The following is a 26,456-nucleotide window of genomic DNA, read 5'->3' on the forward strand; positions in this document are numbered from 1 at the left end:
TAAGTATATTTAAACTTTCCATGACCCAGATTTAAATGATTTCCAGCAACAGACTTCCCGCCTGGTCTACTTGATAAAAATTCCGATGTATTTTCCCTCGTATTCTACTACTGTTGTTTCTATATTATTCTTGTCACAGAAATCCTGATAGGCAGAATTATCACCGATATCATCACTGATAAAAACCCCGCCTTTTTTTAAACGCATATAAAGTTCATCATAAGCCCACATTCTCCCGTTATAGCTTTTATCGGAATCATAGTGTAGAACATCAAATACAGCATTTTCAGCAAAAATCTTAGGAAGCGATTCTTTATCTGCAAAACGGAACAGCTTCCAGTTACCTTTCAGGTTTTCAGGAACAACGCATCCTACATACTGATCCCCATCCTGAGCCAAATAAGGCATATCCGAACTATAAAGGGTTCCTCCTCTCTTTGTAAGAGATAAGAGAGATGCCAATGAAGACCATCCGTAGGCAACGCCTGTCTCCACCACATTCTGTGCATGGGTAAATTCGCAGGCATAATAAATAAGTTCCAGCGCTCCCGGGCCCCCCATTTTTACAGGGCAATTTTTTTCTTTCCGTACAGCTTCGTCTAAGACCTCCTGATATTCATTGCGGAAAGCCTTGATTTCGAGTCCGAAAAGCCTGGAAACAGCATCTTCCTGTGAAATGCATCTTTCTGCAGCCCAGGAATTTGTTTTATCCTTTCCTTTAAAGGCATTTCCTCGATTGATTGTATTTTTAATAATTTTCCGGCCTAATTCCGGATAAAGATCGGGCCGTTTTAAATACCCTATAAAAGTTTTGAGAACTCTACTTATTTCACTCACTGTGTTTTCTTTAGTGAAGCAAAAATAAAGATTTTTTTTCACTTTCATTATAAAAATCCCACGTTGTCACAATAATACGGCATAACTTATGCAGGCAGATTGATAAACTTTTCTTAATATTAATCTCAAAGCATGAAATTTTGCTATATTTACAACATACACAATGAAAAAAAATTTTAAAATATGTCTGAAAGTTCTTTTGAACTTATCTCAAGTAGATTATTCTTTGATAAAAATCATTACACGTTTCCCTAATTCAGCAACTCAATGAGTTATTATATGTTATTGATGAAGTAGCATGTCCACATTATGATAATCTACTCAATTTAAATCACTTAAGATGAAATTTTCAATATTAGTTGCCCACTTCAATAATGCAGTCTATTTCAAAGATTGCTATGAAAGTATTATGCAACAGACTTACACCGATTGGGAAGTTATTATTGTAGATGACTGCTCAGAAAAGCAGGAGAAGGATGCCTTAAAGGAGCTTATCCGCAACGATGACCGCTTTTTTTTATATGAAAATGAAACCAATAAAGGAGTAGGATATACCAAGAACAAATGCATAAAACTTGCAACCGGAGATGTATGCGGCTTTTTAGATCCTGATGATGCCCTTACCCCTGATGCGCTGGAAAAAAGTATAAAAGCCTATTCTGATCGGGATATTATAGGAACCTATTCAAGATTTTATATATGTGATGAGCGTCTTACCATTCAAAAGCTGTTTCCCCACTCCGGAAGAATAAAGAACGGAAGCAAATATTTTTTTAATATCAATTTTGAGATCGCCCATTTTTTTACTTTTAAAAGAGATCAATTTATCAATTGGAATACGATTGATGAAACTCTGTCCTCTTCTGTGGACCAGGACCTTTACCTGAAACTTTATGAAAGGGGAAAACTGGTCTTTATCAACAGAGGTCTTTATTTATACAGAAATCATTCACAGGGCGTTTCTCAAAATAAAGATAAAAAAGAAAGGCTTTATAAGAACTGGCACAAGGTATTGTATAATACTCTTATGAGAAGAGGAATTAAAATACTTTATAAAAAAGATATTCAACAGATTTCCAGACTTCCCGATTTTATTTTTAAAAAACAAAATACATTCTTAACCAGGTTCTTTAGAAAAATAATCAGAACAGCAGATAATTTTTATAGGAAAGTATAAGTGTATTACCCTTACTACCTTAATATAAGTCTGAAAGAAAAATCCTGATTACAACTGTAAAGGAATGTTTTATAAACAGATACAGACAACATGGCTTTTACATTACATAAAAAGGGTATATTTGTATAACCCAAATGATAGTATATGTTCTATGATTTTTTTGAAAAAATAAACAGGAAAAAACAACTGTTCCTGCTGAAAAAGCATCCCAATGTATTTTTTGAAGATCTCAAATTAGGTGTTGGAAACCGCTTTATTCTAGATAATAATTTAAAAAAGCTAAGCATCGGCTCAGCTGCAGACTTCAGAAATTACACCTGTATCCTGATCAATAAAAATGCTGTCCTGGAAATAGGAAGCCACTTTTTTATGAACAACTTCTGTTCCATAAACTGTTTAGAACATATATCAATCGGCAACAATACTTTATTCGGTGAAAATGTGAAACTCTATGATCATAATCATGCGTATGAAACCTCCCCTAAAATGAAAATATATTCTTCCGAATTTTCAAAAGCACCCATAAAAATAGGAAACAATTGCTGGCTTGGAAGCAATGTAACCGTACTGAAAGGGGTAACTATAGGTGACAACTGTATCATTGGTGCCGGATGCACAATTTATAAAGATGTCCCACCCAATACCCAGGTCATCAATAAGCAGGATCTGATTTTCAAAACCTTCTAAGTCTGATGAAGTTTTCAGTACTTATTGCTCATTATAACAATGCAGCTTTATTCAAAGATTGTTACCATTCTTTGCTTAAGCAAACCTATCCGGATTGGGAAGCTGTAATCCTGGATGACGCTTCCAGGAAGCAGGAAAAAGAAGAAATACAATTAATCATTCAGGGAGATAAAAGATTTAAATTCTTTGAAAACGAAATCAACTCCGGGGTAGGGGTTACAAAAAGTAAACTTATTGAGCTTGCTGCCGGAGAAATCTGTGGCTTTGTAGATCCGGATGATGCCATTCTTCCTACAGCCATTGAATCTGCGGTACGTCTTTTCAACCAAAAAAAGAATGCTGTTCTTACATATTCCAGATTTATGATCTGTGATAAGGATCTTAAACCTGTTACTCCGTTCAAATCTTCAAGACAGGTAAAAAACGGAGATCCCTATTTTTTCAATTACCCTATTCAGATAGCCCATTTTGTAACGTTCAGAAAAGATGTTTATGAGCAAACTGAAAAAATGAATCCGGAATTAAAAATTGCAGAAGATCAGGACCTGTATCTGAAAATGTATGAGCAGGGTAATATTTATTTTATTAATGATATAAACTATCTTTACAGGACCCATGATGGAGGAATTTCTCAAAATAATAATAAAGAAAAGTCTTACGATTATTTCGCACAGGTAATTTTTAAAGCTATGAAGCGGAGGAACCTTAAAATGATCAATGGGAAAAAAATTCCTGAGCAGTATTCCAGCGACAAGGAAATCTTTGCCCTTCTGGAGTATCAAAACGGAATTTTATATAGGATAAAGAAAAAAATCTCTCTTACTTTACAAAAAATTTTTAGATAATGTCAGAAAACAGGAAAATAAAAGTTCTTTTCAGGCATCGGTCTATGGAAATGGGCGGTGTGGAAAAAGTGATATTAAGTATGCTCAACAATCTTAATCCTGATAAGTTTGATATCACAGTGTGCCTTAACCTTAATCAGGGAGAGCTGCGTAATGAGTTTCCCAAGCATATCAAAAAAGTATATCTTACAGAAGGCAAAGAAAGTTTTTCACAGAATCCGCTGCTTCACAAATTTCAGCTCATCCGAAGAAGACTGAAGCTAGCCAATGTATTAAAAAATCATGCAATTTCTGACCGTATTTTAGGGAATCAAAAATTTGATATTGAAATTGCTCCTACCTACAGTGCTTTTTCATCTGTAATCAACTCCAGTAATAAAGATTCAAAAAAAATAGGATGGTTTCACTCTGAGATCAACGTACCGGGTATGAAACCTCTAGTTCCGGATATCCTTAAGAATTTTCCACAGTTTGACCACATGATTTACTGTTCCCAGAAGATTAAAGAGATTATGCATCAGTCTTATCCTGATCTGAAATATCCTATGGAAAGCGTGGTGATTAATGCCATTCCTATTGAGGAAATTAAAAAGAAAGCAGAAGAGAGCATAGATAACTTTCCTAGCGGGCCAGTATTTGTTTCTGTGGGGCGCCTGCATAGTAGAAAAGGTTTTCATAAATTAATTGACGCACATAAAAGACTTATCGATGAAGGATTTCATCATCATATCGTAGTAGTAGGAAGCGGCGAGGAATTTAAAAACCTGACCGACCAGATCCGGCGCAATAATGTTCAGAACACTTTTATCCTGACAGGAAACAGAATGAATCCTTATCCCTACATTAAAAATGCAGATTATTTTATCTTACCCTCAGAATCCGAGGCATGGCCACTTGTCATAGCTGAAGCACTGATCCTTCAGAAGCCTATTATTGCTACTGATACCGGAGATGTAGGCCTTATGATCAAAGACCGTGAAACAGGATATCTCATCAATTATGAAGTAGATGAAATGTATTCAGCCATGAAAACATTCCTTACCGATCCCGGCCTTATTCACCACATCAGAGAAAATCTTAAAACTATTGAAAATCAGTTTGATAACAAGAAGATATTTGACAGCGTAGAAAACATTATAGAAACACTGTATAAAAAGTAATTACTGTGCAGAATAGCCTCCATCAATCACAAGGTTGCTGCCCGTAACCCATCTTGAGGCATCAGACAACAGAAAAATACAGGCATTCGCTACATCTTTAGGTTCACCTATTCCCAGCGGATGCTTTTTTATGATTTCTGATGAAGCTTCTTCTCCGATATTTTCAAACATTTTCTCTAAAATCGGAGTGTTTACCATTGCCGGACTTATACTGTTGACACGGATATTACTTCTTGAAAGTTCCATTGCCAAAGAACGCGCTCCGGAAATGACCGCACCTTTACTGGCAGAATAAGCCGCTTTTCCTGCCTCTCCTATCATTCCTGCAACGGAAGAAATAAATACGAAACTGGAGTTTTCATCTTTGTATTTTTTTAATGATAAAATTTTAGCAATTTCAAGTCCTGCAATAACATTGACAGCAAATATATCCTGATACAGCTGAGGATTGTGCTTTTTTAATGGTAACGTTTTTTCGATACCGGCACAGTGAATAAATCCTGATATTTTACCCAGTATTGCAACTTTGTCCGCAATAATTGCTTCAAGGTTTTCAGATTGGGTAATATCTTCAGTGATTGTTTCAACTTTTGTTCCAGGATCAAGCATAGAAACGGTTTTCATCAGTTCTTCCCGGTTTCTTCCTACAAGAATCAGATCAGCACCGCTTTTGCTGCATTCTACAGAACAGCTTCTCCCGATTCCGGAAGAAGCGCCTGTAATGAGAATAATTTTATTTTTTAATGAGAAAGCATCCATTAATCTTCAAAATTTTCTTTTCCTATAACATTCATCAGATCTGAAACGGTTTCAATATCTTTAAAATGCTTGGTATCAATTTTTTTGCTGAAATTTTCGTCTACAAAAGCAATAACAGAAAGTAAACTGATAGAATCATAGCTTTCTAAAGATTTCAGGTTCGTTTCAGTAGTCAATGTTTCATCTTCTTCCAATTCTTCCTGTAGTTTTTCTAAAAAAACGGATGTTTTCATATTTTATAATTTTAAATGTTTGTTCTTTAAATTTCCATAATAGTGGCACCCCATGAATATCCAACTCCAAATCCTGCCATTAAAACCTTATCTCCTTCTTTCAGCATTCCTTTATCCATCATATTTTTAAGAGCAATAGGAATCGTAGCAGAAACAGTATTCCCGGTTTTTTCCATGTCAATATAAAACTTTTCTGCCGGTATTTTTGTTTTCTTTCTTAAATAATTCAGCATAAAAGAATTGGCCTGGTGAAAAACAAAATGATCGATATCATCCATGGTCATTCCGTTCACTTCCAATGTTTCCTTTACCAGTCCAGGAATATTTTCAATTGTAAAATTAAAAATTTCAGGGCCGTTCATATAAATATTTTCTGGGCCGAATTCATGTTCCGGATTCAGTTCAAAGTCTTTTTTAAAAGCTCCTTTTTTCACCATAAGATTTTCTGCACCACTTCCGTCTGTTCCCAAGCAGAACTGATAATCGTTACCCTCGGCCTTTTCAATAATAGCAGAGGCAGAGGCATCTCCGAATATGCTCCGGTTTCCTTTATCATCAGGATGAATATGTTTGGTGTACGTTTCTGAAGTAACCAAAAGAATGCTCTTTGCAATTCCAGCAGCAATCAGTCCTTTTGCAAACGCTAATCCATAAACAAATCCTGAACAGCCAAGGTTAAAATCTATAGCTCCGATATTTTTTCTAAGCCCCAATCTGTCCTGCAAAATACAGGCCGTAGTAGGAAGGAAATACTCCGGACTCTGGGTGCAGAACAAAATAAAGTCTACCTTGTTTCTGTCATAGTTTTCGAAAATTTTTTCTGAAGATTGCACAGCCATATCCAGTACGGTTTCGCTGTCAGAAGAAATATGGCGCTGGGAAATACCTACTTTCTCCTGGATACGTTCGGAGCTCCATTCAGGGAACTGCTTTTCAAGATCCTCGTTAGTTAACACCTGCTGAGGAAGATAATATTCTATTTTTGAAATTTTCATCATATTAATAAATTCTCTTTCTTTGCAAAAGTAACGAAAACAAATTTACACTTGTGATGATTTTTATATTCAGAATCTTATTAAAAATAGACTCTCTCTATCATTCTTTTTTGAATAGAGCCAGCCTTGAAGTGGCAAAATACAGAGGTATGAAAGTAGGAAAAAACTTTAATATGCCTGATAAAGTGTATTTCGGAACTGAGCCATACCTTATTGAAATTGGTGATAATGTCAACATTGCCGGAGATGTAAGATTTGTAAACCATGGCGGAACGACTACCCTGCTCAGAAAACTTCCGGGCTATGAAGATGCAAGAATACTGGGAAGAATAAAAATCGGAAACAACTGTACCATTGGTCTCAATGCTGTTATTATGCAGGATGTACAAATTGGAAACAACTGTATTTTGGGTGCCAACTCTGTATTGTCACAGTCTATGCCAGACAATACGGTCTTTATTGGAAACCCGGCTCAATTTTTGTGCACTATTGAAGATTATGGTGACATTGTTCTTAAAAACAACCCGGAATATCCCCGTGAACTGGAGAAAGACAGAAAGAAGCTGGATGCCTATATCAAAGAAAATCTTCCTCACAAGTATAAAAAAGCAAGAAAAATTAAATAAATTTATCTTGTAAAATCATAAAATAGAAAAAAACAAATTGAAAAAGAAAAAACTCCTCATTCGTATAGGTTCATTACGTCATGGTGGTGCTGAGAAAGTATTAATCAACTTTTTGAAGAATCTTCCTGCTGATAAGTATGAAGTTGACCTTCTGCTAAATCTCTATTCGGGGTTATACATTAAAGAGGTGCCGTCATGGGTAACATTGTACTACTTGACAAAAGGAGAAATGATCACGACCAACAGGCTGCAGGATATTCCTGTGAAAGCTTACAGAGTTCTTTATCAGAAAATGTTTCTTTGGTTCCCCTCCCTTCTTTATAAATTTGTTTTAAAGAATAAAAAATACGATGTAGAGATTGCTGCCATCCATGCGATGCATCAGGAAATTCTCTCCAGCCCTCAAAAAGATTCGAAAAAGATTATCTGGGTACAGAATGATATTTTCAATTTAAAAGAATACACTCCTGAAGTGATCAGACAGTTTTTCAGGTTTGACAGAATTCTGGTCATTTCCAACAAGCTTCAGGAAGGGATGCACAATCTGGCTAAAAATGAAGCTGAAAAGGAATCTGTGATTAAGATCTACAATCCTATTGACAAAAATGATACGTTAAGAAAGGCAGATATTGACGTTGATGATTTTCCTTTCAGCAATGATCTTCCCACTTTTGTAACGGTAGGAACCGTATATCCTCAGAAAGGATACGACAGATTACTCAATGTTCACAAAAAACTTATTGATGAAGGGCTGAAGCATCAGCTTTTAATCATTGGCGACGGGTATGATTTTAATACGATTCAGGATCAACTCAATTCACTTGGTCTTCAGGATACTGCAAAAATGCTTGGCTTCAGCAGTAATCCTTATCCTTATATGAAAAAGGCGGATTTCTATATTATGTCCTCAAGACATGAAGGATTCCCTACGATTATTGCCGAAGCTCTTATCCTCAACAAACCTATTTCTGCTACGGATATTTCCGGCATCAGAGATCTTCTGCAGGATGGACAGCTTGGAAATATCACTGCAAATTCCGAAGAAGGAATCTATGAAGGAATGAAAAAGTTTCTTACGGATAAAGATATCACTGAAGGATATAAAAAACGAATTTCGGAAACCGAACTTCCGTTTGTTCTGGAAAAATCTGTGGAACATCTTCAGAAAATAATTGACGAAGTATAAAAACATTTACGATGGCCGATTATTCAATCATTCAAAAAGACTTTTACCGGGAAAGCGGAAAGTGGCTTTCAACGTTTCAGATCTGGAAAAAATGCATCAATCCCAATCTTCACTTTGTTTACATTCTGAGAAAAGCACAGAAGTATCAGAAAACTCCTCTTCTGAATATTTTCTGGAGAATTGTACTAAGACATTATCAGATCAAATACGGTTTTCAGATTTATCCTGAAACGCAGATTGGTGAAGGTTTTTATTTAGGACATTTTGGAAGCCTTGTCATCAACCCGAAAACAGTGATCGGGAAAAACTGCAATATCGCTCATGGAGTCACTATAGGCCAGCAAAACCGCGGAAAAAATGAAGGATATCCGGTTATTGGAGATGAAGTCTGGATAGGCACCAATGCTGTCATTGTAGGAAATATCACGATTGGAAATGATGTATTGATTGTTCCCAATTCTTATGTCAATTTTGATGTTCCCTCCGGTTCTGTTGTCATTGGAAATCCCGCAAAAATCATCCCTACAACAGATGCAACAAAGGATTACATCAACCGTAAGGTGCAGTAAACCCAGTACTTATTGTAAAAATTCCGCATACATCTGAAAAGAGAGTAAATTTGTAGTTCTTCACATCATGGAAGCCATCCGAACCTGGTAACAGATTCTATCTGATTGAAATTGAAAGAACTGATCTGTTATGACGGTTCCATACAATACTTGAAACCAAACAGATCAAATTCCTTATCAACGCTCAACTTAGGCAACAGCTACTTTTCTGTTAATAAGATAGGCAATTAATACATTAGGAACCCAGCACAACCACGCTACAGCAATATAGGAATCTGTAGGATTTCCTGTAATATTTTTCAGCAAAGGAAACCACAATCTCAACGTTACAGCAGCAAAGGTACAGGCATAACTGTAAGTCATCAATTGCTGATGTCTGATGATATCACCTTTTCTGATTTCTACCAAGGCAGCGAGAGTTGTTATGAACCAGATCAATCCCAAACAGATAAATCCAATTGCTGAAATCATTCCTCCATTGGCATAAAATCCCATATAAACAGCTGAGACAGAACTTATCATCACAGCAATTACATAAAAAGTACCAATGATCCGATGAATCTTCAGATATTTATTCCGGAATGAACTTCCAAACTGACGCCAGCCTATAAAAAGAGCAAGTCCTCCAAAGGTAATGTGGGCAAAAAATGCTGTTGTCCAAATAATGCTGTGGAGTAATCCGGGAGATTTTGAACCCAGAAAAGTATTTTTAGATTCAACGAAAGCATAAATAAGAGGATACGCTCCGATCAGCAAAGCCAGTACACCCATCACTACAAATAATAATTTTTTCATAATACCTGATTTCTTTTTTCTGTAAAAATGAGGAATATAAAAGTATCGATTGTCCCAAAATGAAAGGTGGAACATATTTGTAAACCATTATGATTAAACGATATATCTTATCATCAGACCAATCATCACATCTCAATCTCTATGCTTTGGCTCTTTAAAAAATCTCTGGGCGAACAGTTCATATACTTTTTAAAATTCCGGTTAAACGACGTTTTAGAATTAAATCCACTCTCAAATGCTAATGAAAGAATGGTATATTTTCTGTTTTCAGGAAGTACTGCTATCCTTTTAAATTCTTCAATCCTCTGACGATTGATATAATCATAAAAATTTTTATTTTCAATCGAATTAATTGCCTGAGAGAGTATATTAGGATGAACTTTCAGTAATTCGGCAGTATGATTCAGATTGAGCTCAGGATCTTTATAAAGCCTTTCTTTCTCCATTTGATAAACAAGCTTTTCATAAACAGCTATGATCACCTCCTCTCCCGGAGAATTCTTCTGATACTTTACCGCTTCATTATCCATCTCTACTCCATTTACATTGACTTCTATTACAGGTAAGTTCAGAATTCCAACACGGCTGATCCCAAAATATGCGGCGGCAACGATAAACAGAACAACGATGAAAAAAATAAGAATATCATTTCTGATCATCACGGCAATCCATATCAAAGCTAATCCGGCAATAAGATAATACAGCCATTTTAGATTAATTTTCTCTGTATTTGAAAATTGGTCAGTAATCTCTCTTGTATACCTTCTGACGGCAAAAAAATTTAATGCAATATATACTATTCCGGATAGTATCATCATATATTTGAGAATACTGCTTATCATTTTGTATTGGCTGCTTCCGCTTTGATAAATGGCAAGCCTGTCCCATGGAGACAAAATCAATAATTTGAACAGCATTAACAAGACAATCAAAACAGGAACAAAGTGCAGAAGCCAGATCTTTTTGCCCGGTGCTTTTCCTGTAACACACAAAACATACAGATATAACATTGGGCCATGAATAAAGGGAAAGATAACTTCATAGCCCAGAAAATAAGGAAACTTTATATAGCTGCCGGAAAAAAATAACAAAAATAAGATAAGATGTATTCCTATAATCAGAAACCATGCTGCCAGAATATAATCAGCCATTATCTTCTTACGTTTCCCTGCAATCAGAAATGAAGAGAAACAGGCAATGAATACTCCTGCCAGATAAAAAGCCGATGGTAAAGACTGCAGACCAAAATCAGACATCAGATAAATAAATTAATCAGAGCTTTAAATTATTTATTTTTTGACATATACAAAGTCTTTTTATTAACTATTTCAGCAAAAACAATTCATATTGCCTCAAGAATTAAGAATATTTTAATTCATAAATCACAAATTTTAATTTATACTTCGTAATTTTATCCTACTTTTTAAACGTTTGAAGTTCCTCAATAACTGTACTACAAATAATATTGGAATAGTGAATATGATTTTAAGCATATTTTAATATTAAACTTTGTTAAAAGTGATTTATTATTTAGCAAAAATTATATTTTTGCATAATTATTGATTTAGTCTATTGATTTTGGAAATAATTTAAACGAAATAAATAATTATACATTTTAAAATTATGTCACAATCGTACGAGGTTATTTTCGAAAATAATAAAAAATGGGTAGAGTCCAAAGTAGCCGAAGATCCGGATTTCTTCCATGAACTTGCCAAAACTCAGCATCCCGATTATCTGTACATCGGATGTTCGGATAGCAGGGCTACTGCAGAAGAGTTGATGGGAGCAAAACCCGGAGAAGTTTTTGTTTACAGAAACATCGCCAATGTTGTTAATACTTTAGATATGAGTTCCACAGCAGTTATTCAATACGCTGTAGAACATCTGAAAGTAAAACACATTATTGTCTGCGGACATTACAACTGTGGCGGTGTAAAAGCAGCGATGACTCCTCAGGATCTGGGATTATTGAATCCATGGCTGAGAACCATTCGTGATGTATACAGATTACATCAGACAGAGCTGGATTCTATTGAGGATGAAAACAAGCGTTATGACAGACTTGTAGAACTGAATGTTCAGGAGCAGTGCATCAACGTAATCAAAATGGCCTGTGTACAGGAAAGATACATTTTAGAAGAGTATCCTATTGTTCATGGCTGGGTATTTGACCTTAGAACAGGTAAAATCATTGATCTGGAGATTGATTTTGAGAAAATCTTAAAAGATATCCAAAAGATCTATAATCTTACAGGTTCAGATTGGGTAATGAGCAGAAAGACTAAATAGTCTTTCCAAAAAGAAGGTAAAATGAAATTCTGGAGTATTATTGTATTAACGTTTTTTCTGAATTTTACAGCGCTGCCGGGCATTGCTGCGGTGGCGGGCTGGGATATTGCAAGAACGAATGTAATAATCAATGAAGAAGAGCCTCATTCTCACCCATCCTCATTCATTGTTTACGAAAAGACCATTCCGAAACCTTTAGATGTGTTCGATTATCTGAAGTTTTCAGAACCTGATGTTCAGGGTATGTCTTTTATTCTGATTGATGATTCTTTTCATCTTTCGCCTTTACTTACTATATTTTCTCCCCCTCCGGAAGCGTAACTCCTATAGTTAGATTTTTTTGATACCATTTCCATATCATTTTTTGATATCGGAGACTCATGTACATTAAAAATTATTTTTTCTCAACTTTTTATAACTGACTTATTTAAAAACAAATAAGCCGGCTATATCTTACAGCTTCACATTATGAAAAAGACATCATTAATAGGAGGAATCAAGGAAAATTTTCCTTCAGGACTCGTGGTATTTTTAGTAGCACTTCCGTTGTGTTTAGGAATTGCTTTAGCATCAGGTGCGCCACCATTATCCGGTATTATTGCCGGTATCGTAGGCGGCCTGGTAGTAGGAACAATCAGTAATTCCAATATTTCAGTTTCCGGGCCCGCTGCAGGTCTGACAGCTATCGTTTTAACAGCAATTACAGATCTTGGCGCATTTGAACTTTTCCTTTGTGCAGGGATTATTGCAGGACTTATTCAATTGGTTTTAGGGTTTGTAAGAGCCGGAAGTATTTCCAACTATTTCCCTAATAATGTTATTGAAGGAATGCTGGCAGCCATAGGAATCATTATTATTTTAAAACAGATTCCGCATGCTTTAGGATTCGATAAAGATTATGAAGGTCATGAATCTATTTTTGATAACGGCCTGAATTTCGGATATTTTACAGAATTATTGGGAGCGATCCATCCGGGAGCCATTGTTATTACGCTGGTTTCTGTAGCGATCCTTATCGCATGGGACAAAATCCATGTACTGAAAAGAATGAAAATGCTTCCGGGAGCGTTGGTTGCCGTAATTGTAAGTATTCTTTTGAATCAACTCTTTAAGATGTCCGGAAGTTCTCTGGCTATCGAAACCCAGCATTTGGTTTCCCTGCCGGTCCCACAGTCTTTTGATGATTTTAAAAATCTTATCACGACTCCGGACTTTAATGGTTTTACTAATCCAAAAGTATGGATCGTAGGAGCAACAATTGCGATTGTGGCCTCTATTGAAACGTTACTTTGTATTGAAGCCTCAGACCGGTTAGACAGACAGAGAAGAATTACAGATACCAATCTTGAGCTTAAGGCCCAGGGAATCGGGAACCTTGTAAGTTCTTTTATTGGCGGACTTCCAATGACTTCTGTTGTGGTAAGAAGTTCTGCGAATGCCAATGCAGGGGCCACCTCAAAAATCTCGGCGATCATTCATGGAGTCTTCTTATTGATCTGTGTTCTTTCCATTCCTGTTGTTCTCAATTTAATTCCATTAGCTACATTGGCTGCGGTATTAATTTTAGTAGGATATAAACTGGCAAAGCCGGCTACGTTCAAACATTTCTGGCACTTAGGAAAATTCCAGTTCATTCCGTTTGTAGCAACCGTTGTAGCTGTAGTGGCAACAGATCTGCTAAAAGGAGTAGGAATTGGTCTTGCCATCTCTGTTTTCTATATTCTTCAGGGAAATATGAAAAGAGCTTATTATTTAAGCAGAGAAAGACTGGATGACGCTGATGGAATCAATATCAAGCTTGCTGAAGAAGTATCATTTTTAAATAAGGCAGCCATCAAAAAAACTCTTAAAAATATAAAACCCAATTCTACAGTGATCATTGATGCAAGAAGTACGTCCTATATTGCCACCGATGTACTGGAAATGATCCAGGATTTCGCCAATATCCGCGCAAAGGAACAAGACATCAATGTAGAACTGATAGGCTTTAAAACTTCATACAGAGATTACGAAAGAAGTCAGGATTCCCATATTCTTGTGACTCACAAAAGAGCCATGTAATCTCAATAATTAATTAATTTTTTTAACTTTAAATTCGAAAACAATAAAAAATATGAAAGCACATACATACGAAACCCAGTCTACTATTACTCCTGAGAAAGCATTGGAATTCTTAAAAGAAGGAAACCAGAGATTTGTTAACAACCTTAAAGCAAACAGAGACCTTCTTGAACAAGTGAATGCAACACGTGAGGGACAGTGGCCATTTGCAGTAGTTTTAAGCTGTATAGACAGCCGTACTTCTGCAGAGCTTATCTTCGACCAGGGATTGGGAGATATCTTTAGTATCAGGATTGCCGGTAACTTTGTAAATCAGGACATTCTGGGATCTATGGAATTTGGGTGCAATGTTGCCGGTTCCAAGCTTATTGTAGTATTAGGACACACCAAGTGCGGGGCGTTGAAAGGAGGCCTTGACGCAGCACAAATTGAAGGACTGGGAATGGATAACCTTAACCACCTTATCAATCACTTCAATCCGATCATCAATGAGATCATTGAAGAAAACGAAGAACGTTCATCAAAAAACAGCTCGCTTCTTGAAAGGCTTAATCAGCAAAATGTAAGAAGCGCGATAGAAGATATCCGTAAGCAAAGTTCAACACTTAAAAATCTGGAAGCTGAGGGTAAAATTAAAATCGTGGGAGCCAATTATGACGTTGAAACAGGTGCTGTAACCTGGTTGTAAAAAGTAATATTCTTTTAAAATTCAATTATAATTTACACAAAATGCCACCGGAATTCCGGTGGCATTTATTTTTTATCGTATATCATCATAAAATAAGATAATTATAAACCTATCTTGTCAATAAATTGGCTTAAACAGCAATATATTTCATTTCAAAGAGATTTAATTTTAATTATTGAAGATTAATTATATATTGCAGTTTCGTTTCTTTTTAAAGAAAAAAGATACGACATGATTTGTAGCTATTATAAGCTATAGCTTTGAAACTAAAAAAACTAAAACTTATATCTCAAAAAAAATGACTATAACCTGAAATATTTATTATAAAACATACCTCAAACACTGCAGTTTTACTTTTTAGTAATTTAAATTAATGTGTATTAAAAATTAACAAGAGAAAAAGAAATTATATTCCTCTAATTAATTTCTTGTATGCACAACAATCAAGGATATCTCTCTAATTGTTTGTGCAGGGCTTTAGCCTTAGTATCCCATAAAGACTATTGTATTGCGATATCCTGCTTTGTAGCCGGATTATAGTATTATACGCTAAAAACACAAGCTATGAAAACATTCTTTCTGTCAGGATAGCAAGATCCTGCATAAGATCCCATAATAAACGGGATACTTACCCATTATCAGTTAATACAAATTTTTAATTCTAAAAAGACACCAAAATGAAAAAAATCTATTTAGGTGCATTATTATGCACAGGGCTAAGCATATCCTATGCCCAGCAAACCGAGGTCTACTTTAAGTATGACGAATCAGGAAGCCAACGCTACCGGGGGTCTGAAGACATTGCGGGAAAATCTGCAACACAACTTAAAAGTGCTTCCCTTTCCAAAAACCAATTGATAGATGAAAAAACTTTCTGGAAGCAGATACGTCTGTACCCGGTTCCGGTAAATGATATCTTAACCATTGACTGGACGGAACAAACGGACACGCTGATTGAGTCTGTATCATTATATCAACATAGTACAGTACACTGGAAATTTCAGCAGAAGAACATGCCAGGACTTAACAGGCAGTTGAAAATCAACATGACTGGTTATGATTGGGGCGTATACATATTGCGCTTTACCCTGAAAGACGGAAGAATTTTCAGTAAAAACATCACTAAGAGGTAATGGCTATGAAAAAATACAATCATAAGAAAATACAGCTATTTTCAGCGTTGCTATTATCTTTCACTTCAATTTTCTGCTTTTCTCAGTATTTTCATGATACTAAGGGAAATATTGAAGTCAACAGAGCCGGACAGCTACAGTTTTCTTTGCCTCTGGACTTGCCTCCCGGTATTAAAACAGTTTCACCTCAGGTAGGTTTAGTGTACAACAGTGAGACAGGGAACGGTATTGCCGGATTTGGATGGAGTATTTCAGGAATAACCACTATCAGCAGAATAGGGAAGAACATTGAAAATGAAGGAGAGGTAAAGGGAGTTCAGATGGATTACTCTGATTATTACAGCTTTAATGGTAAAAGACTGGTGCTGAAATCAGGTGTATATGGCAAAGACGGAGCTGAATATGTAACAGAGAAATATTCCAACACCAAATTTAAATCAATAGGAGCCGCAGCCGGATGGTATGGTCCGGAATATTGGGAAGTAACTTTTGAGGATGGTTCTCAGGCATGGTATGGCCGTAATCCTGTTTCCAGAATACCCAATGAATATAATATAAGCGAATGGAAAGATCCACAGGGAAATTACATTACTTACAGTTATGTCCAGGGAACCCGTACTGCCATGATAAGCAGCATAAGCTGGGGTGGGAATATGGATCTGAATACCCCTCATATGAACACCATACAGTTCTCCTATAATGATAGAGACTTAAAAGAGGAATCATATGTACAGGGCCTCAAATCTTACCAAAATAAGATTCTTTCAGAGGTAAAGGTACTTACCAATAACAATCAGTTTAAGCGGTACAGCATAGAGTATACAGGCAATGGAACCAATTACCAGTTGTCGGGAAGATCACCGAATATAATGCTAATAACGAGCCTTCCAATCCGGTTACTTTCACTTATCCGGGTATGGTCAATTCTTCCTATGCAGAATATACGGCTGAGCCTGAACCTTTTAATGATGTCAAATTGGTGGCAGATTTTAATGGAGACTCTTATCTGGACTTCCTGATGAATAATGGCACAGTAAAGCTGGGGGCTTTTAACGAAACTTTTACTACAGTTTCTACAGGGAAAACTTTTGCTGGCAATGCTAAAATAGTTAGTACACTATTAGACGAAGAAGGACAGGTATATAATGGGAATGGAATTGTTGAGTTTAAGGATGGCAGGATCTACGGCTATATTTTTAGAAATAATGCTTTTGTAAAGGTATTCGATAAAAGTCTTGGCAATACCGTTTTTTATTCAGCTGGTGATAATTTAATTCTTGAAGTAGGTGATTTTAATGGAGATGGAATACCTGATGCTTTTCTTGATGATGGTGCACCTGCAGGGTTTAATGTAAAAGGTATCGTAGACCTTAAAAATCCGGCTACGCCTTTACTTGGTTTACTGCTTACGTCCGGAATTAATGAAAATGATTATAAAGAACGAAAGTATACGGATATAGATGGAGATGGAAAAGTGGAAATTATTAATGTATCTGGTGCACAATATACTGTTTTTGAATTTGTAAAATACAGTGCTGATACATACCTGCAGAAAATAAGATTTTCCGGAACACTTCTGGAAACCAGAGATCCGGAATTCCCTGTCTTATATGGTGATTACAATGGAGACGGAAAACTTGACTTTGCAATCCCTATTACCGATTATGCGATAGGAAAACCTGACGACTGGAGGTTTTACATGGGAACTGATAAAGGGTTTGCTCCTTTCCTGAAGAAGGAATTCTTCACCTACAGGAAGTTCCAGAAAGAAGTGACAGTTGATTACGCCAAATTTGCCAGACAATATTTCTTTTCGGTTACCGATATGAACAAAGACGGAAAATCTGATATTGTTCAGGTATTTTCCTATAACCAGATCAATATGTATAACGCAGCTGGTTCAAGGGATTTCGGTTATGTTGTAAGTGCAAAGATGGCTAATGGATCAGATGTTAGCGGAACATCTAATTTTACTCCCAACTGGTCATTTCAAAGCCCGGTATATGGTACCCCGGATATTCTGGATCTTACTCTCTTTACCCCGATTACCAATTCAATAAAGTCCGGGAATAATTATTATAATGTCTTTTTATACTGGAAGCAGTTCCTGAAAAAAATAAAAGGGCCTACCCCTGTTTCTGAATTGGCAAGAATGACTTCGATTACTCAGGGAGGGGTGACTACATCTGTAAAATATCTGGAAGTAGTTCCGGGTAATACTACGACTCCTGATTTCTACAAGAAAGAAAAGAAAGAGATTTATCCTAAGTATGCTATGACCAGGGTAGATCAGGCATATGCGGTATCCCAGCTTATAGAAGAAGGCAGAAAGCAGGATTTCCGTTACAGAGGCCTTGTAGGAAACCTTCAGGGAAAAAAATTATTGGGATTCCAACAGATAGCCCGTTCTTCCTGGTATGCAGATGGTTTTGAAAATACTAAAATATGGTCCGGATCACAAATAGATCCAAATTTAGATGGAGCACCGGTAAAAGAATGGAGTATCAGGACTAATAATGAAAGTAATATTTTTCCTGCAGATATTTCAGAGAATAATAACCAGCTGCTGAGCTTCGAATCTGTAGACTACAAAGCAGATAAGCTGTTGAATGGTCAGGTAATTACTTCTATTCCCGCTGGTAGTCAGTCCAAAATTGTTACTGCCATTGTTCCTAAGTTTGTCAAAACAAAAGATTTTTTAACCGGAAAATTTGTCCAGAAAGTAACAACCTATGAGAACTATTACCTGCCAGCCAAAATTGAAATCAGTACGAACAATGGTTACGGAGTATCTACCACTGAGTTTGACTATACCCATAATATCTGGGGAACCGGAAATAATTATTATGTAGGAAGACCGACAAACAAGGCTGAAAAGAATGAAGCATATGGTGATATACAAAATACCTTTACCACGTATACCTATGAGAATAACCTTTTAAAAAGCAGCCAGTTTTATCCGGGAAATAACGCGACCCAGGCAGTAACAGAAGAATTTTCTTATGATGGGTTTGGGAATATCACGGGTAAAAAGACCATTTCAGGATTAGACGGAAATTCAAAAACTCAGAAAGATGAGTATGATCCTACGGGAAGATTTATCATAAAAAAAAACGGATAATCTCGGACTGGAAACCGGGTTTACTTATAACAGCCTTGGACAGGTCCTGACCCAAACAGATCCGAACGGCAATACCCTCACCAACAGCTATGATGTATGGGGTAAACTCCAGAGTTCGGCTTCCAGCTTAACAGGAACTACAACATACCTGTACACTAAAGACAGCCAATACAATGAAACCATTACCCGTAATGATCCCGATGGAGAGGTAGTAAAAGTGTTTACCAACAAGCTGGGACAGGAATATAAAACATCTTCCAAAGCTTTCGCACAGGGACAGTTTGTCTCTAAAGACGTTCAATACGATATCCTGGGTAGAAAGACCAAAGAATCTGAACCTTATTTTGACGGACAGGGAGCCTCTCAATGGAACACCTTTGCATATGATGATACGGTATTCCCGGCTAAGGTAAAAGCGACAGCATTTACCGGGAAGCAGACAGAGACCATCATATCAGGATTGACCACAACAGTAAAAGAAACCAGTCTTCTGGATTACGGCAGAACAACTTCCCAGACGCTTGACGCTTTAGGAAATGTACTATCATCTTCCGATAAGGGCGGTACCGTTCAGTTTTCTTATAATGCAGCAGGTCAACAGATCCAGGCTAAATATGCGGAGCATATTGTAACCACAATGTATGATGACTGGGGAAATAAAATACGGGTAGAAGATCCTTCTACCGGGGTATATGAATATCAGTACCTTGGGTATATGGGAGCTCTGTCAAGAGTAATCAGTCCAAAGGGTGAAAAAAGGTATCAATACAACAGCTTTGGGCAGCTTATCCTACAGAATGAAAAGTCCACCACCGGAAGTGAAACTGATAAAGCGATTAATTTCTCCTATAACAATAAGGGAAGACTTACTGTAAAAGAGGGAACATCCAATGGAAAGAAATATACGTACACGATAAACTATGATCCGCAGGGAAGGACTATTTCTTCTTTCCAGGAAACTCCTGAAGCCTACTTTTCACACAAAAATGTTGTCTATGACAGCAAGGGACGAATAAGCTCCTACGAAAAGGCAATACAGACATCCGTTGGAACAACAACAGTTTCGGTGGAAAATCTTTACAATTCGTGGAATGGTGAGCTTTACCAGGTTAAGGAGAAAACCTCAGGGAAAGTTTTATGGGAACTGAAAGAAACCAACGTTAAAGGACTGCTGGTAAGGGCTAAATTGGGAGCAGCTGAAATTAATAATGAATATGATGGTTACGGATTTTTGACCAATGTTAATCATTCCTCGCTGATAAAACCAGATATTTTTAAGGCCTCTTACAGTTTTGATGCGATTAAAAACGAACTCAAAAGCAGAAAATCTCTTCTCCCTTTTGAAACAGAATATTTTGATTACGACGACAACAATCGTCTGGTTAACTGGACAGATCCTATTTCTGGATTAAAGCCTCTTACCAATAGAAATATTTATGATGCGAAAGGCAGAATACTGGAAAATGACCAGGTGGGAACTATCAAGTATGAAAATGCTGACAAGATCTATCAGGCTACCGGTATGACGCTGAATAATGAAGGGCTGATGAATTATGATCAGGATTTGGTGCAGACTGTCCTTTATAATGAGAATAATGATCCGGTATATATTGTTGGGGAAAAAGGGACGGTGGTTTTCCAGTATGGCTTAACGGGTATGAGACAAAGAGCTACCTATAAAGGAATTTTTGATCCGGAATCTGATGGAGAGTTTACCAAACTATATAGTGAAGAAGGTAGTTTTGAAGTTGTAAAGAACAATATCAATGGAAAAGAAAAACATACAATTTATATTGAGGGTACTCCATATGAAAGCAATATTGTATTTTTGAAAAACTTTGATGAGAATAGTGGTTCTTTTAAATTTTTGCATAAAGATTATCTCGGAAGCATCATGGCCATTAGTGATGAAGCAGGAAATATGCTTGAACAAAGGCATTTTGATGCATGGGGCAATCTGACTCATCTTCGTATTGGGAAAAGTAGATTAGCTGTAGGCAAAGCCAGCATCGATGTCCTGATAAATGCCTCCGGTGGATTATTGATAGACAGAGGATATACTGGTCATGAGCATTATATGGAGGTGGGGATTATCCACATGAACGGAAGACTCTACGACCCGCTTCTAAGAAGATTTTTGAATGCGGATGAAAATATCCAGGACCCGTTCAATACTCAATTTTATAACAGGTATGGGTATGTGGCAAACAACCCGCTAATTTATAATGATCCCAATGGAGAGTTCGCATGGATTATTGTAGGAGCTATCTTAGGTGGCTACTTCACAGGAGTAAAAGCTAATGGCTCATATAACCCTTTAAAATGGAACTGGGGAGCTACATGGGGGAAAATTGCAATGGGAGCTGCCGTAGGTGCCTTTACCGGAGGTGTTGGAGCTGCAGTTGGTTCTGCATCCCTTGCTGCCGCAGCTACCTATGGAATAAATGGTGGTCTTCTGGGAGGAGCGATTGCGGGTGCTTCAGGAGGAGCAATTGCCGGAGCTATTAACGGATTTGCCACTGCCGTAATGTTTGGTGAGGATGTAATAGAAGGAACCCTAATGGGAGGTTTGTCTGGAGCCGTTATTGGGGGAGGTATAGGTGCTATTGCCGGAGCTGGAGGCCAGATTATTAAAAATTGGCAGGCGGCTAAAATAGGTGCTGAACAGGGAACAATCCTTAAGAATGCTCCTATTGCACAGGGTAGAAGTGCATGGACTTTAAACAATACTCCGAAAACTACCACTGTTGGAGCAACTCCTGTGAAAACTACCCCTATAGAAATTGGGGATATTGGTGTCAGTACTGATCAATATGTAGCGACAAAGATTGTGAACGAACAACCAGTAAAAGTTTATGAGGAAGGGCCACAAAAAATATTCAAAGGAAATTATACTAGTAATGAAGGAGCATCAAAGACAACCACTTCATTACGCAAAGTTGGCACAGTTTTAGAAAGTGTTGATGATGTTATGGCTAACCCTAATCTTTTAGATGGAAAATCCTATGGATATGTACGTAGCATTTTAGGTAATTCAAAGAATTGGGTTAATGATGTTATGAGACGAAGTACTCGAGCAAATGGTTGGGTACTTCGTGAAATGAATCAGACAGGTAATGATTTTACAGGAAGAATGATACAATATCATCCAGGTACCCCAAGACATTTCAATGGTATGCCATATTGGAAAGTATCATCAGGAAATGGAACTTTTAGAATACCCTTAAATCCATAAATATGAAAAATCAATATAAAAAAATAGTAGAAAGTTTAAAATTATTAGCATCTTCGTTAGAGGAACAGGAGAAATATTTACCCGATTTTGCAGATGTTCCAGATGATGTTACATCAAGTTTTGAAAATGTCTTTTTATTATTACCTTCTCTTATCGAAAATAATAAATTTTCCAACGCTTCAATAGCATCGATTTTACGTTTGAATATTAAAATACAATGGTGTTTAAGAAATGTTGATTTGGATGATTTTTCAAATTCAGAGTGGAATAAAGTAAGAGAAATGGCAAAAAATACTCTTCAAATAATGGGGGAACCTTTTGGAAAACCCGATCTCAATTATATATGAAAAAACTTATAAAAAATTCACAATTTTAGCAAAATAATATTATAAATGATTTGAAGAGTCAAACATTTTAGCAAAGTGGAAAAAATTGATATTTCTAAATCAGAAGATTTTACCTAAGATTTTAGGAAATCCAGTATAGATTTAGCTAATAAATCACTCTTAAAATGATCAAAGATGACTACCTCTTTTTTGAGGTAGTCATTCTTTTAAATAAAATATTATTATATTTAGATCCTCTTGATTCCAATTCTGAATTATTTTCCGTTAAAAGCAGACATCGTATTATTCAATCCGGCAAAAACGAAAGAAAGAGCGGCTTTGGAAAAGGTTTCAATTCTTTCCGTAAGCTTTTCAGCTTCTTCCTCATTCCACGTTCCTAATACATAGTCTACCTGTCTTCCGGCAGCAAAGTCTGCAGAGATCCCGAAGCGAAGCCTGGCGTAGTTTTGAGTCTGCAATACTTCATTGATATTTTTAAGTCCGTTATGACCCGCATCAGATCCTTTTCCTTTCAATCTTAAAGTTCCGAAAGGAAGGGCAAGGTCATCGGTAACAATGAGCACATTCTCCAAAGGAATGTTTTCTTTCTGCATCCAGTACTTCACAGCATTTCCCGAAAGATTCATATAAGTATCAGGTTTAAGGACAAAAACTTTTCTTCCTTTATGTTTTCCTTCTGCCAGCCATCCGAAATTCGATGTATTAAATGATACTGCAAGGGTTTCCGCTATTTTCTCAGCTATTTTAAATCCTATATTATGTCTTGTATTTTCATATTCAGAGCCTTTGTTACCAAGCCCGACAATTAAATATTTCATCAGAAATTTTTTGCAAAATTAAGGTATAAAAAATAAAAAACTCAATCTTAGGAAAGATTGAGTTTGAATATTGTTAAAAAAATTCTTCTATTGTGGTTTATAGATGTAATTAACGCCATATCCTTTTGTCATGTAAGTCTGAGGATCATAAACGTAATTGGTACTCTTTACAACCGGTGTTGGAATTGGGGGTGTAAGATCTGTTACCGACCATCTCTTAGGGTTGTTCGGAGACAAGATAAGACTTTCTTTATCATTGATTATTGTAGATAATAATCTTGAAATTTTATATACATGCGGTAGCAATGTAAATGGGCTTACCTGCTCATCATATGCGTAGTATTCGTAGCTGTATTTACCGGTAACAGCACCAAATGCACCTCCTGTCATTGTTCCGTAGTGTCTTACTACTTTAGAAACATTATCTCCTACGTAAGTATAAGCTGTCTTAGAATAATCGGTGAAATTAAGTGGGGCTCCGGGAACATCCGGACCGTTTCTCATAATGATTGAATCCAGTTTTCCTGTGGCAGTGCTATACTTAACCTGATAAGATGTTTTCTCTTTTCTCAACAAAGTCTGTGGTCCCGGAGGATCTCCAGGTATTACAGGTGGAGGTCTTCTGAAAATAGAACGATTTTCAGAAATCGTCTGAAGTTTGCTGTTGTTTCCGTAAGAGAATAATTGGGTGTAGGATACACTGTCTTTATCCAGTTTCCCGTTTCCGTCTAGATCAAGGAAACCATTAAAATTAATCTGGCTGATTTTATCGCCACTGTACATAATATCAGTGATAGAAGCACTGTCTGTGATTACTTTAGTCACAAGAAGCCCGCTATAACGATATTCTGCGATGGTATCTTTATCTGTAATTTCTCTGTATAATGCTCTTGGACCGCTTAACCCTCCTGTTTCGTTAAGATCCAGCAAAGGATTTCCATCCTCATCCAGCATATCCTTGCAGGAATGTACTGAGGAGAAACCTGCGATCAGTAAAATAAAATAGAAAATTTGCTTCATTTCCTTGTAATTGATTATTTTTTTGACAAATATAATTTTTTTTTGCCTAAAACTTGTAATATTATTTATATTCTGGTAAGATTAATAACTATATTTCTACTATAAATTTTTATAGGTAAAAGTTACATTCTGATTTTTCTCAACAACCACATACCCCTGATTATCATAAGAATAGCTTTGAGCCGTATTAACAGGCGCAGCCGGTGATGGTAATTCTATAAACATAGAAGTGGGATTGTTTGGAGATATTTTGTAGAATTGTGCCGGATTGATCAGACTTCGGGTGATGAAATATACTGATGGCAAGGTAGAATACGGGCTTTTCTGACTATCATAGTTCTGGAAACTATACTTGCTTATTACGGCCGTACTCATATTCGGGTTTCCGTTGATATCCAGCAGACCTTTGGAACAAACGACCTGAATAACATTATCTCCATTGTACACAAAACTGTAGTCAATAAATCTGTTATAGGCACTGATTCCACCTTCTTTTCTCTTCTCAAGAATTTTGGTAAGCTTATTGGTGGTCGCACTATAGGTAAATGCATAGTCACTTACAACAGATACAGATGGCGTTGCTCCGGTGGCTGTAGAAGTAGCATTATAAATCTTTTTACCTGTAGCATCAGGAACAATATTAAATTCGTAAGAGAGGCTGGATGCTGCTGAACTTACATATTTGACTTTAGTGATATTTTTATTGGTGTATGTTACCGTTGCTGTATAATAAGCACTTCCGCTAAAAGACTCATCTTTGGATACTGCAGTCTGCAGATCTCCGGTTACCGCTGTAGTAGCATATTCTTCCTGAGTAACATTATTCGAACTAACCTTCGATAAAATCTTTTTAGGAGGTGGGCCATCGTCCGGATTCGGGATGGATTCTGTGGGATCAGAGGTAGTAGTACATGCTGTCAGCAGCCCAAGAAAAGCAATACCGGCAAACATTTTAAAAAAATAGTTTTTTACCATATAGAATTTTTTTAGCTTGTCCAAATATAATTCAATTTTTGATAATACACTTTACTTTATCTGAACAAATTCACAAGAAATAGAGTTAATAAACAAAAAAAATCTAAAAACATAACGTTTTTAGATTTCCTATTATTGTATGATCGTGAAAATTAATAAGGCTGCAATATGGATGTCGTCAAAACAGACTGCGACATATCACTGTTGAGAAAAGCAGTATCCACCGCTGTTCCTATTCCAAGTACTGTTCCTGCAATAGCCCTTTTTATACAGGCTACTTTAACGGAATACTGATTTTGGGGAGTAAGATTGGTAAGAGTAGCATTAAGGTTAAAAATCTTATAAGCACCGCTGTCCCCCAATAACACATCCGTCCTCACTGCTCTAAGGGCATCATTTATAAAAACACCACAGGCAAAACTTGCAGAATTTGTACCTGTCTTCTGAACAGTGGTCTGAAATGAAAAAGTAGCTTTGTTTGTACCGTTGGTAACAGAAAATGTATCTACTGTTCCTGGGATTACAGTCCAGCCTCCCGTCAGAGGATCTCCATTACCATAGGGGCTGGTAGCACCACTGGCACCAGAAAAGCTGATTCCGGTTTTATCCGCAACGGTGTTGATAGAAAAAAGAGACATACTTCCCTGCCCGTCAGCAATTTTAATAGCTTTCCAGTCATTTGTACCTAAATCCGCATTATTGTGAAATATATCACCAGCTGTACCGGCAGAACCTTTCAGTAAATCAGTACCTCCTGTTCTTAATTCTTTTCCTACGTTAAGATCTCCGTTCACATCCAGCATATTAGTCGGATTAGGAGTATTAATACCCACCTGGGCATTTGTTGCAGCTGCTAACAAAAGAGATGTAACAAATAATATTTTTTTCATAATCCTT

Annotated in this window: 26 protein-coding genes; 16 read left to right on the forward strand and 10 right to left on the reverse strand. The window is 36.6% G+C overall.

Going from position 1 to position 26,456, the window contains the following annotated elements; translation table 11 throughout:
- Positions 1–66: 66 nt before the first annotated feature.
- Positions 67–837 (reverse strand): class I SAM-dependent methyltransferase, encoded by a 771-nt coding sequence (locus LIV57_RS01030; RefSeq protein WP_227941077.1) that lies wholly within the window; start codon positions 835–837, stop codon positions 67–69.
- A 340-nt stretch (positions 838–1,177) separates the two neighbouring features.
- Here LIV57_RS01030 and LIV57_RS01035 point away from each other — a divergent pair, with 340 nt between their 5' ends.
- The 4 genes from LIV57_RS01035 (at position 1,178) to LIV57_RS01050 (ending at position 4,706) form a co-directional block, all read left to right on the forward strand.
- Positions 1,178–2,014: a glycosyltransferase family 2 protein gene (locus tag LIV57_RS01035; RefSeq protein ID WP_227941078.1), complete on the forward strand. Its 837-nt coding sequence runs from the start codon at positions 1,178–1,180 to the stop codon at positions 2,012–2,014.
- A gap of 144 nt (positions 2,015–2,158) precedes the next feature.
- Positions 2,159–2,701, forward strand: coding sequence for an acyltransferase (locus tag LIV57_RS01040; RefSeq protein WP_227941079.1), 543 nt, complete (start codon positions 2,159–2,161; stop codon positions 2,699–2,701).
- A 5-nt stretch (positions 2,702–2,706) separates the two neighbouring features.
- Complete coding sequence (locus LIV57_RS01045; protein ID WP_227941080.1) at positions 2,707–3,546, forward strand: glycosyltransferase family 2 protein; 840 nt, start codon at positions 2,707–2,709, stop codon at positions 3,544–3,546.
- Positions 3,546–4,706: a glycosyltransferase gene (locus LIV57_RS01050; protein ID WP_227941081.1), complete on the forward strand. Its 1,161-nt coding sequence runs from the start codon at positions 3,546–3,548 to the stop codon at positions 4,704–4,706. Before LIV57_RS01045 ends, LIV57_RS01050 begins: the two co-directional genes overlap by 1 nt.
- Here LIV57_RS01050 and LIV57_RS01055 read toward each other — a convergent pair whose 3' ends face one another.
- From LIV57_RS01055 to LIV57_RS01065, 3 genes are read right to left on the reverse strand one after another with little or no spacing between them, the layout of a single operon-like run.
- Positions 4,707–5,465, reverse strand: a complete 759-nt coding sequence (locus tag LIV57_RS01055; protein ID WP_227941082.1) for an SDR family NAD(P)-dependent oxidoreductase — start codon at positions 5,463–5,465, stop codon at positions 4,707–4,709.
- Positions 5,465–5,698, reverse strand: coding sequence for a phosphopantetheine-binding protein (locus LIV57_RS01060; RefSeq protein WP_047380387.1), 234 nt, complete (start codon positions 5,696–5,698; stop codon positions 5,465–5,467). Before LIV57_RS01060 ends, LIV57_RS01055 begins: the two co-directional genes overlap by 1 nt.
- Positions 5,699–5,724: 26 nt before the next feature.
- Positions 5,725–6,696 (reverse strand): 3-oxoacyl-ACP synthase III family protein, encoded by a 972-nt coding sequence (locus LIV57_RS01065; RefSeq protein ID WP_137904394.1) that lies wholly within the window; start codon positions 6,694–6,696, stop codon positions 5,725–5,727.
- Between the two features lie 146 nt (positions 6,697–6,842).
- Here LIV57_RS01065 and LIV57_RS01070 point away from each other — a divergent pair, with 146 nt between their 5' ends.
- The 3 genes from LIV57_RS01070 to LIV57_RS01080 are packed head-to-tail and all read left to right on the forward strand — an operon-like array spanning position 6,843 to position 9,074.
- Positions 6,843–7,319 (forward strand): acyltransferase, encoded by a 477-nt coding sequence (locus tag LIV57_RS01070; RefSeq protein WP_227941083.1) that lies wholly within the window; start codon positions 6,843–6,845, stop codon positions 7,317–7,319.
- Positions 7,320–7,356: 37 nt separating this feature from the next.
- On the forward strand, positions 7,357–8,505 hold the full coding sequence (locus tag LIV57_RS01075) for a glycosyltransferase (protein WP_227941084.1): 1,149 nt from the start codon (positions 7,357–7,359) through the stop codon (positions 8,503–8,505).
- 11 nt (positions 8,506–8,516) lie between these two features.
- Positions 8,517–9,074, forward strand: coding sequence for a serine O-acetyltransferase (locus LIV57_RS01080; protein WP_227941085.1), 558 nt, complete (start codon positions 8,517–8,519; stop codon positions 9,072–9,074).
- Positions 9,075–9,263: 189 nt separating this feature from the next.
- Here LIV57_RS01080 and LIV57_RS01085 read toward each other — a convergent pair whose 3' ends face one another.
- Positions 9,264–9,869: a DUF2306 domain-containing protein gene (locus LIV57_RS01085; protein WP_227941086.1), complete on the reverse strand. Its 606-nt coding sequence runs from the start codon at positions 9,867–9,869 to the stop codon at positions 9,264–9,266.
- Positions 9,870–9,994: 125 nt separating this feature from the next.
- Positions 9,995–11,125 carry a helix-turn-helix domain-containing protein gene (locus LIV57_RS01090; RefSeq protein WP_227941087.1) on the reverse strand — a complete coding sequence of 377 codons (1,131 nt, stop codon included), beginning with the start codon at positions 11,123–11,125 and terminating at the stop codon, positions 9,995–9,997.
- 367 nt (positions 11,126–11,492) lie between these two features.
- Between LIV57_RS01090 and LIV57_RS01095 the strand changes: the two genes are divergently transcribed.
- The 9 genes from LIV57_RS01095 to LIV57_RS01135 all read left to right on the forward strand — a co-directional run bounded on the left by LIV57_RS01095 (position 11,493) and on the right by LIV57_RS01135 (position 22,746).
- A complete protein-coding gene (locus LIV57_RS01095) occupies positions 11,493–12,161 on the forward strand; it encodes a carbonic anhydrase (RefSeq protein WP_227941088.1) in 669 nt (222 codons plus the stop codon).
- 21 nt (positions 12,162–12,182) lie between these two features.
- Positions 12,183–12,482 (forward strand): hypothetical protein, encoded by a 300-nt coding sequence (locus tag LIV57_RS01100; RefSeq protein ID WP_227941089.1) that lies wholly within the window; start codon positions 12,183–12,185, stop codon positions 12,480–12,482.
- 147 nt (positions 12,483–12,629) lie between these two features.
- Entirely contained in the window at positions 12,630–14,222 is a 1,593-nt protein-coding gene (locus LIV57_RS01105) for a SulP family inorganic anion transporter (RefSeq protein ID WP_227941090.1), read from the forward strand.
- A 52-nt stretch (positions 14,223–14,274) separates the two neighbouring features.
- Positions 14,275–14,910 carry a carbonic anhydrase gene (locus LIV57_RS01110; RefSeq protein WP_330745010.1) on the forward strand — a complete coding sequence of 212 codons (636 nt, stop codon included), beginning with the start codon at positions 14,275–14,277 and terminating at the stop codon, positions 14,908–14,910.
- Between the two features lie 677 nt (positions 14,911–15,587).
- Positions 15,588–16,043, forward strand: a complete 456-nt coding sequence (locus LIV57_RS01115; protein WP_227941091.1) for a hypothetical protein — start codon at positions 15,588–15,590, stop codon at positions 16,041–16,043.
- A gap of 5 nt (positions 16,044–16,048) precedes the next feature.
- Positions 16,049–17,062, forward strand: coding sequence for a SpvB/TcaC N-terminal domain-containing protein (locus LIV57_RS01120; protein WP_227941092.1), 1,014 nt, complete (start codon positions 16,049–16,051; stop codon positions 17,060–17,062).
- On the forward strand, positions 16,960–19,164 hold the full coding sequence (locus tag LIV57_RS01125; protein WP_227941093.1) for a VCBS repeat-containing protein: 2,205 nt from the start codon (positions 16,960–16,962) through the stop codon (positions 19,162–19,164). The genes LIV57_RS01120 and LIV57_RS01125 overlap by 103 nt, the downstream gene beginning before the upstream one ends.
- Before the next feature lie 217 nt (positions 19,165–19,381).
- Entirely contained in the window at positions 19,382–22,399 is a 3,018-nt protein-coding gene (locus LIV57_RS22935) for an RHS repeat domain-containing protein (protein WP_227941094.1), read from the forward strand.
- A 2-nt stretch (positions 22,400–22,401) separates the two neighbouring features.
- Positions 22,402–22,746, forward strand: a complete 345-nt coding sequence (locus LIV57_RS01135; RefSeq protein WP_002982852.1) for a hypothetical protein — start codon at positions 22,402–22,404, stop codon at positions 22,744–22,746.
- A 254-nt stretch (positions 22,747–23,000) separates the two neighbouring features.
- Here the strand turns inward: LIV57_RS01135 and pth are convergent, their stop codons facing one another.
- The 4 genes from pth to LIV57_RS01155 all read right to left on the reverse strand — a co-directional run bounded on the left by pth (position 23,001) and on the right by LIV57_RS01155 (position 26,449).
- Positions 23,001–23,564: an aminoacyl-tRNA hydrolase gene (gene pth, locus LIV57_RS01140; RefSeq protein WP_227941095.1), complete on the reverse strand. Its 564-nt coding sequence runs from the start codon at positions 23,562–23,564 to the stop codon at positions 23,001–23,003.
- An 87-nt stretch (positions 23,565–23,651) separates the two neighbouring features.
- A complete protein-coding gene (locus LIV57_RS01145) occupies positions 23,652–24,584 on the reverse strand; it encodes a hypothetical protein (RefSeq protein ID WP_227941096.1) in 933 nt (310 codons plus the stop codon).
- 99 nt (positions 24,585–24,683) lie between these two features.
- Complete coding sequence (locus LIV57_RS01150) at positions 24,684–25,559, reverse strand: hypothetical protein (protein ID WP_227941097.1); 876 nt, start codon at positions 25,557–25,559, stop codon at positions 24,684–24,686.
- A gap of 152 nt (positions 25,560–25,711) precedes the next feature.
- Complete coding sequence (locus tag LIV57_RS01155; RefSeq protein ID WP_202841701.1) at positions 25,712–26,449, reverse strand: hypothetical protein; 738 nt, start codon at positions 26,447–26,449, stop codon at positions 25,712–25,714.
- Between the last annotated feature and the right edge of the window lie 7 nt (positions 26,450–26,456).

Origin of the sequence: Chryseobacterium sp. X308 (assembly GCF_020733145.1) — a bacterium.
Classification (GTDB): domain Bacteria; phylum Bacteroidota; class Bacteroidia; order Flavobacteriales; family Weeksellaceae; genus Chryseobacterium; species Chryseobacterium cupriresistens.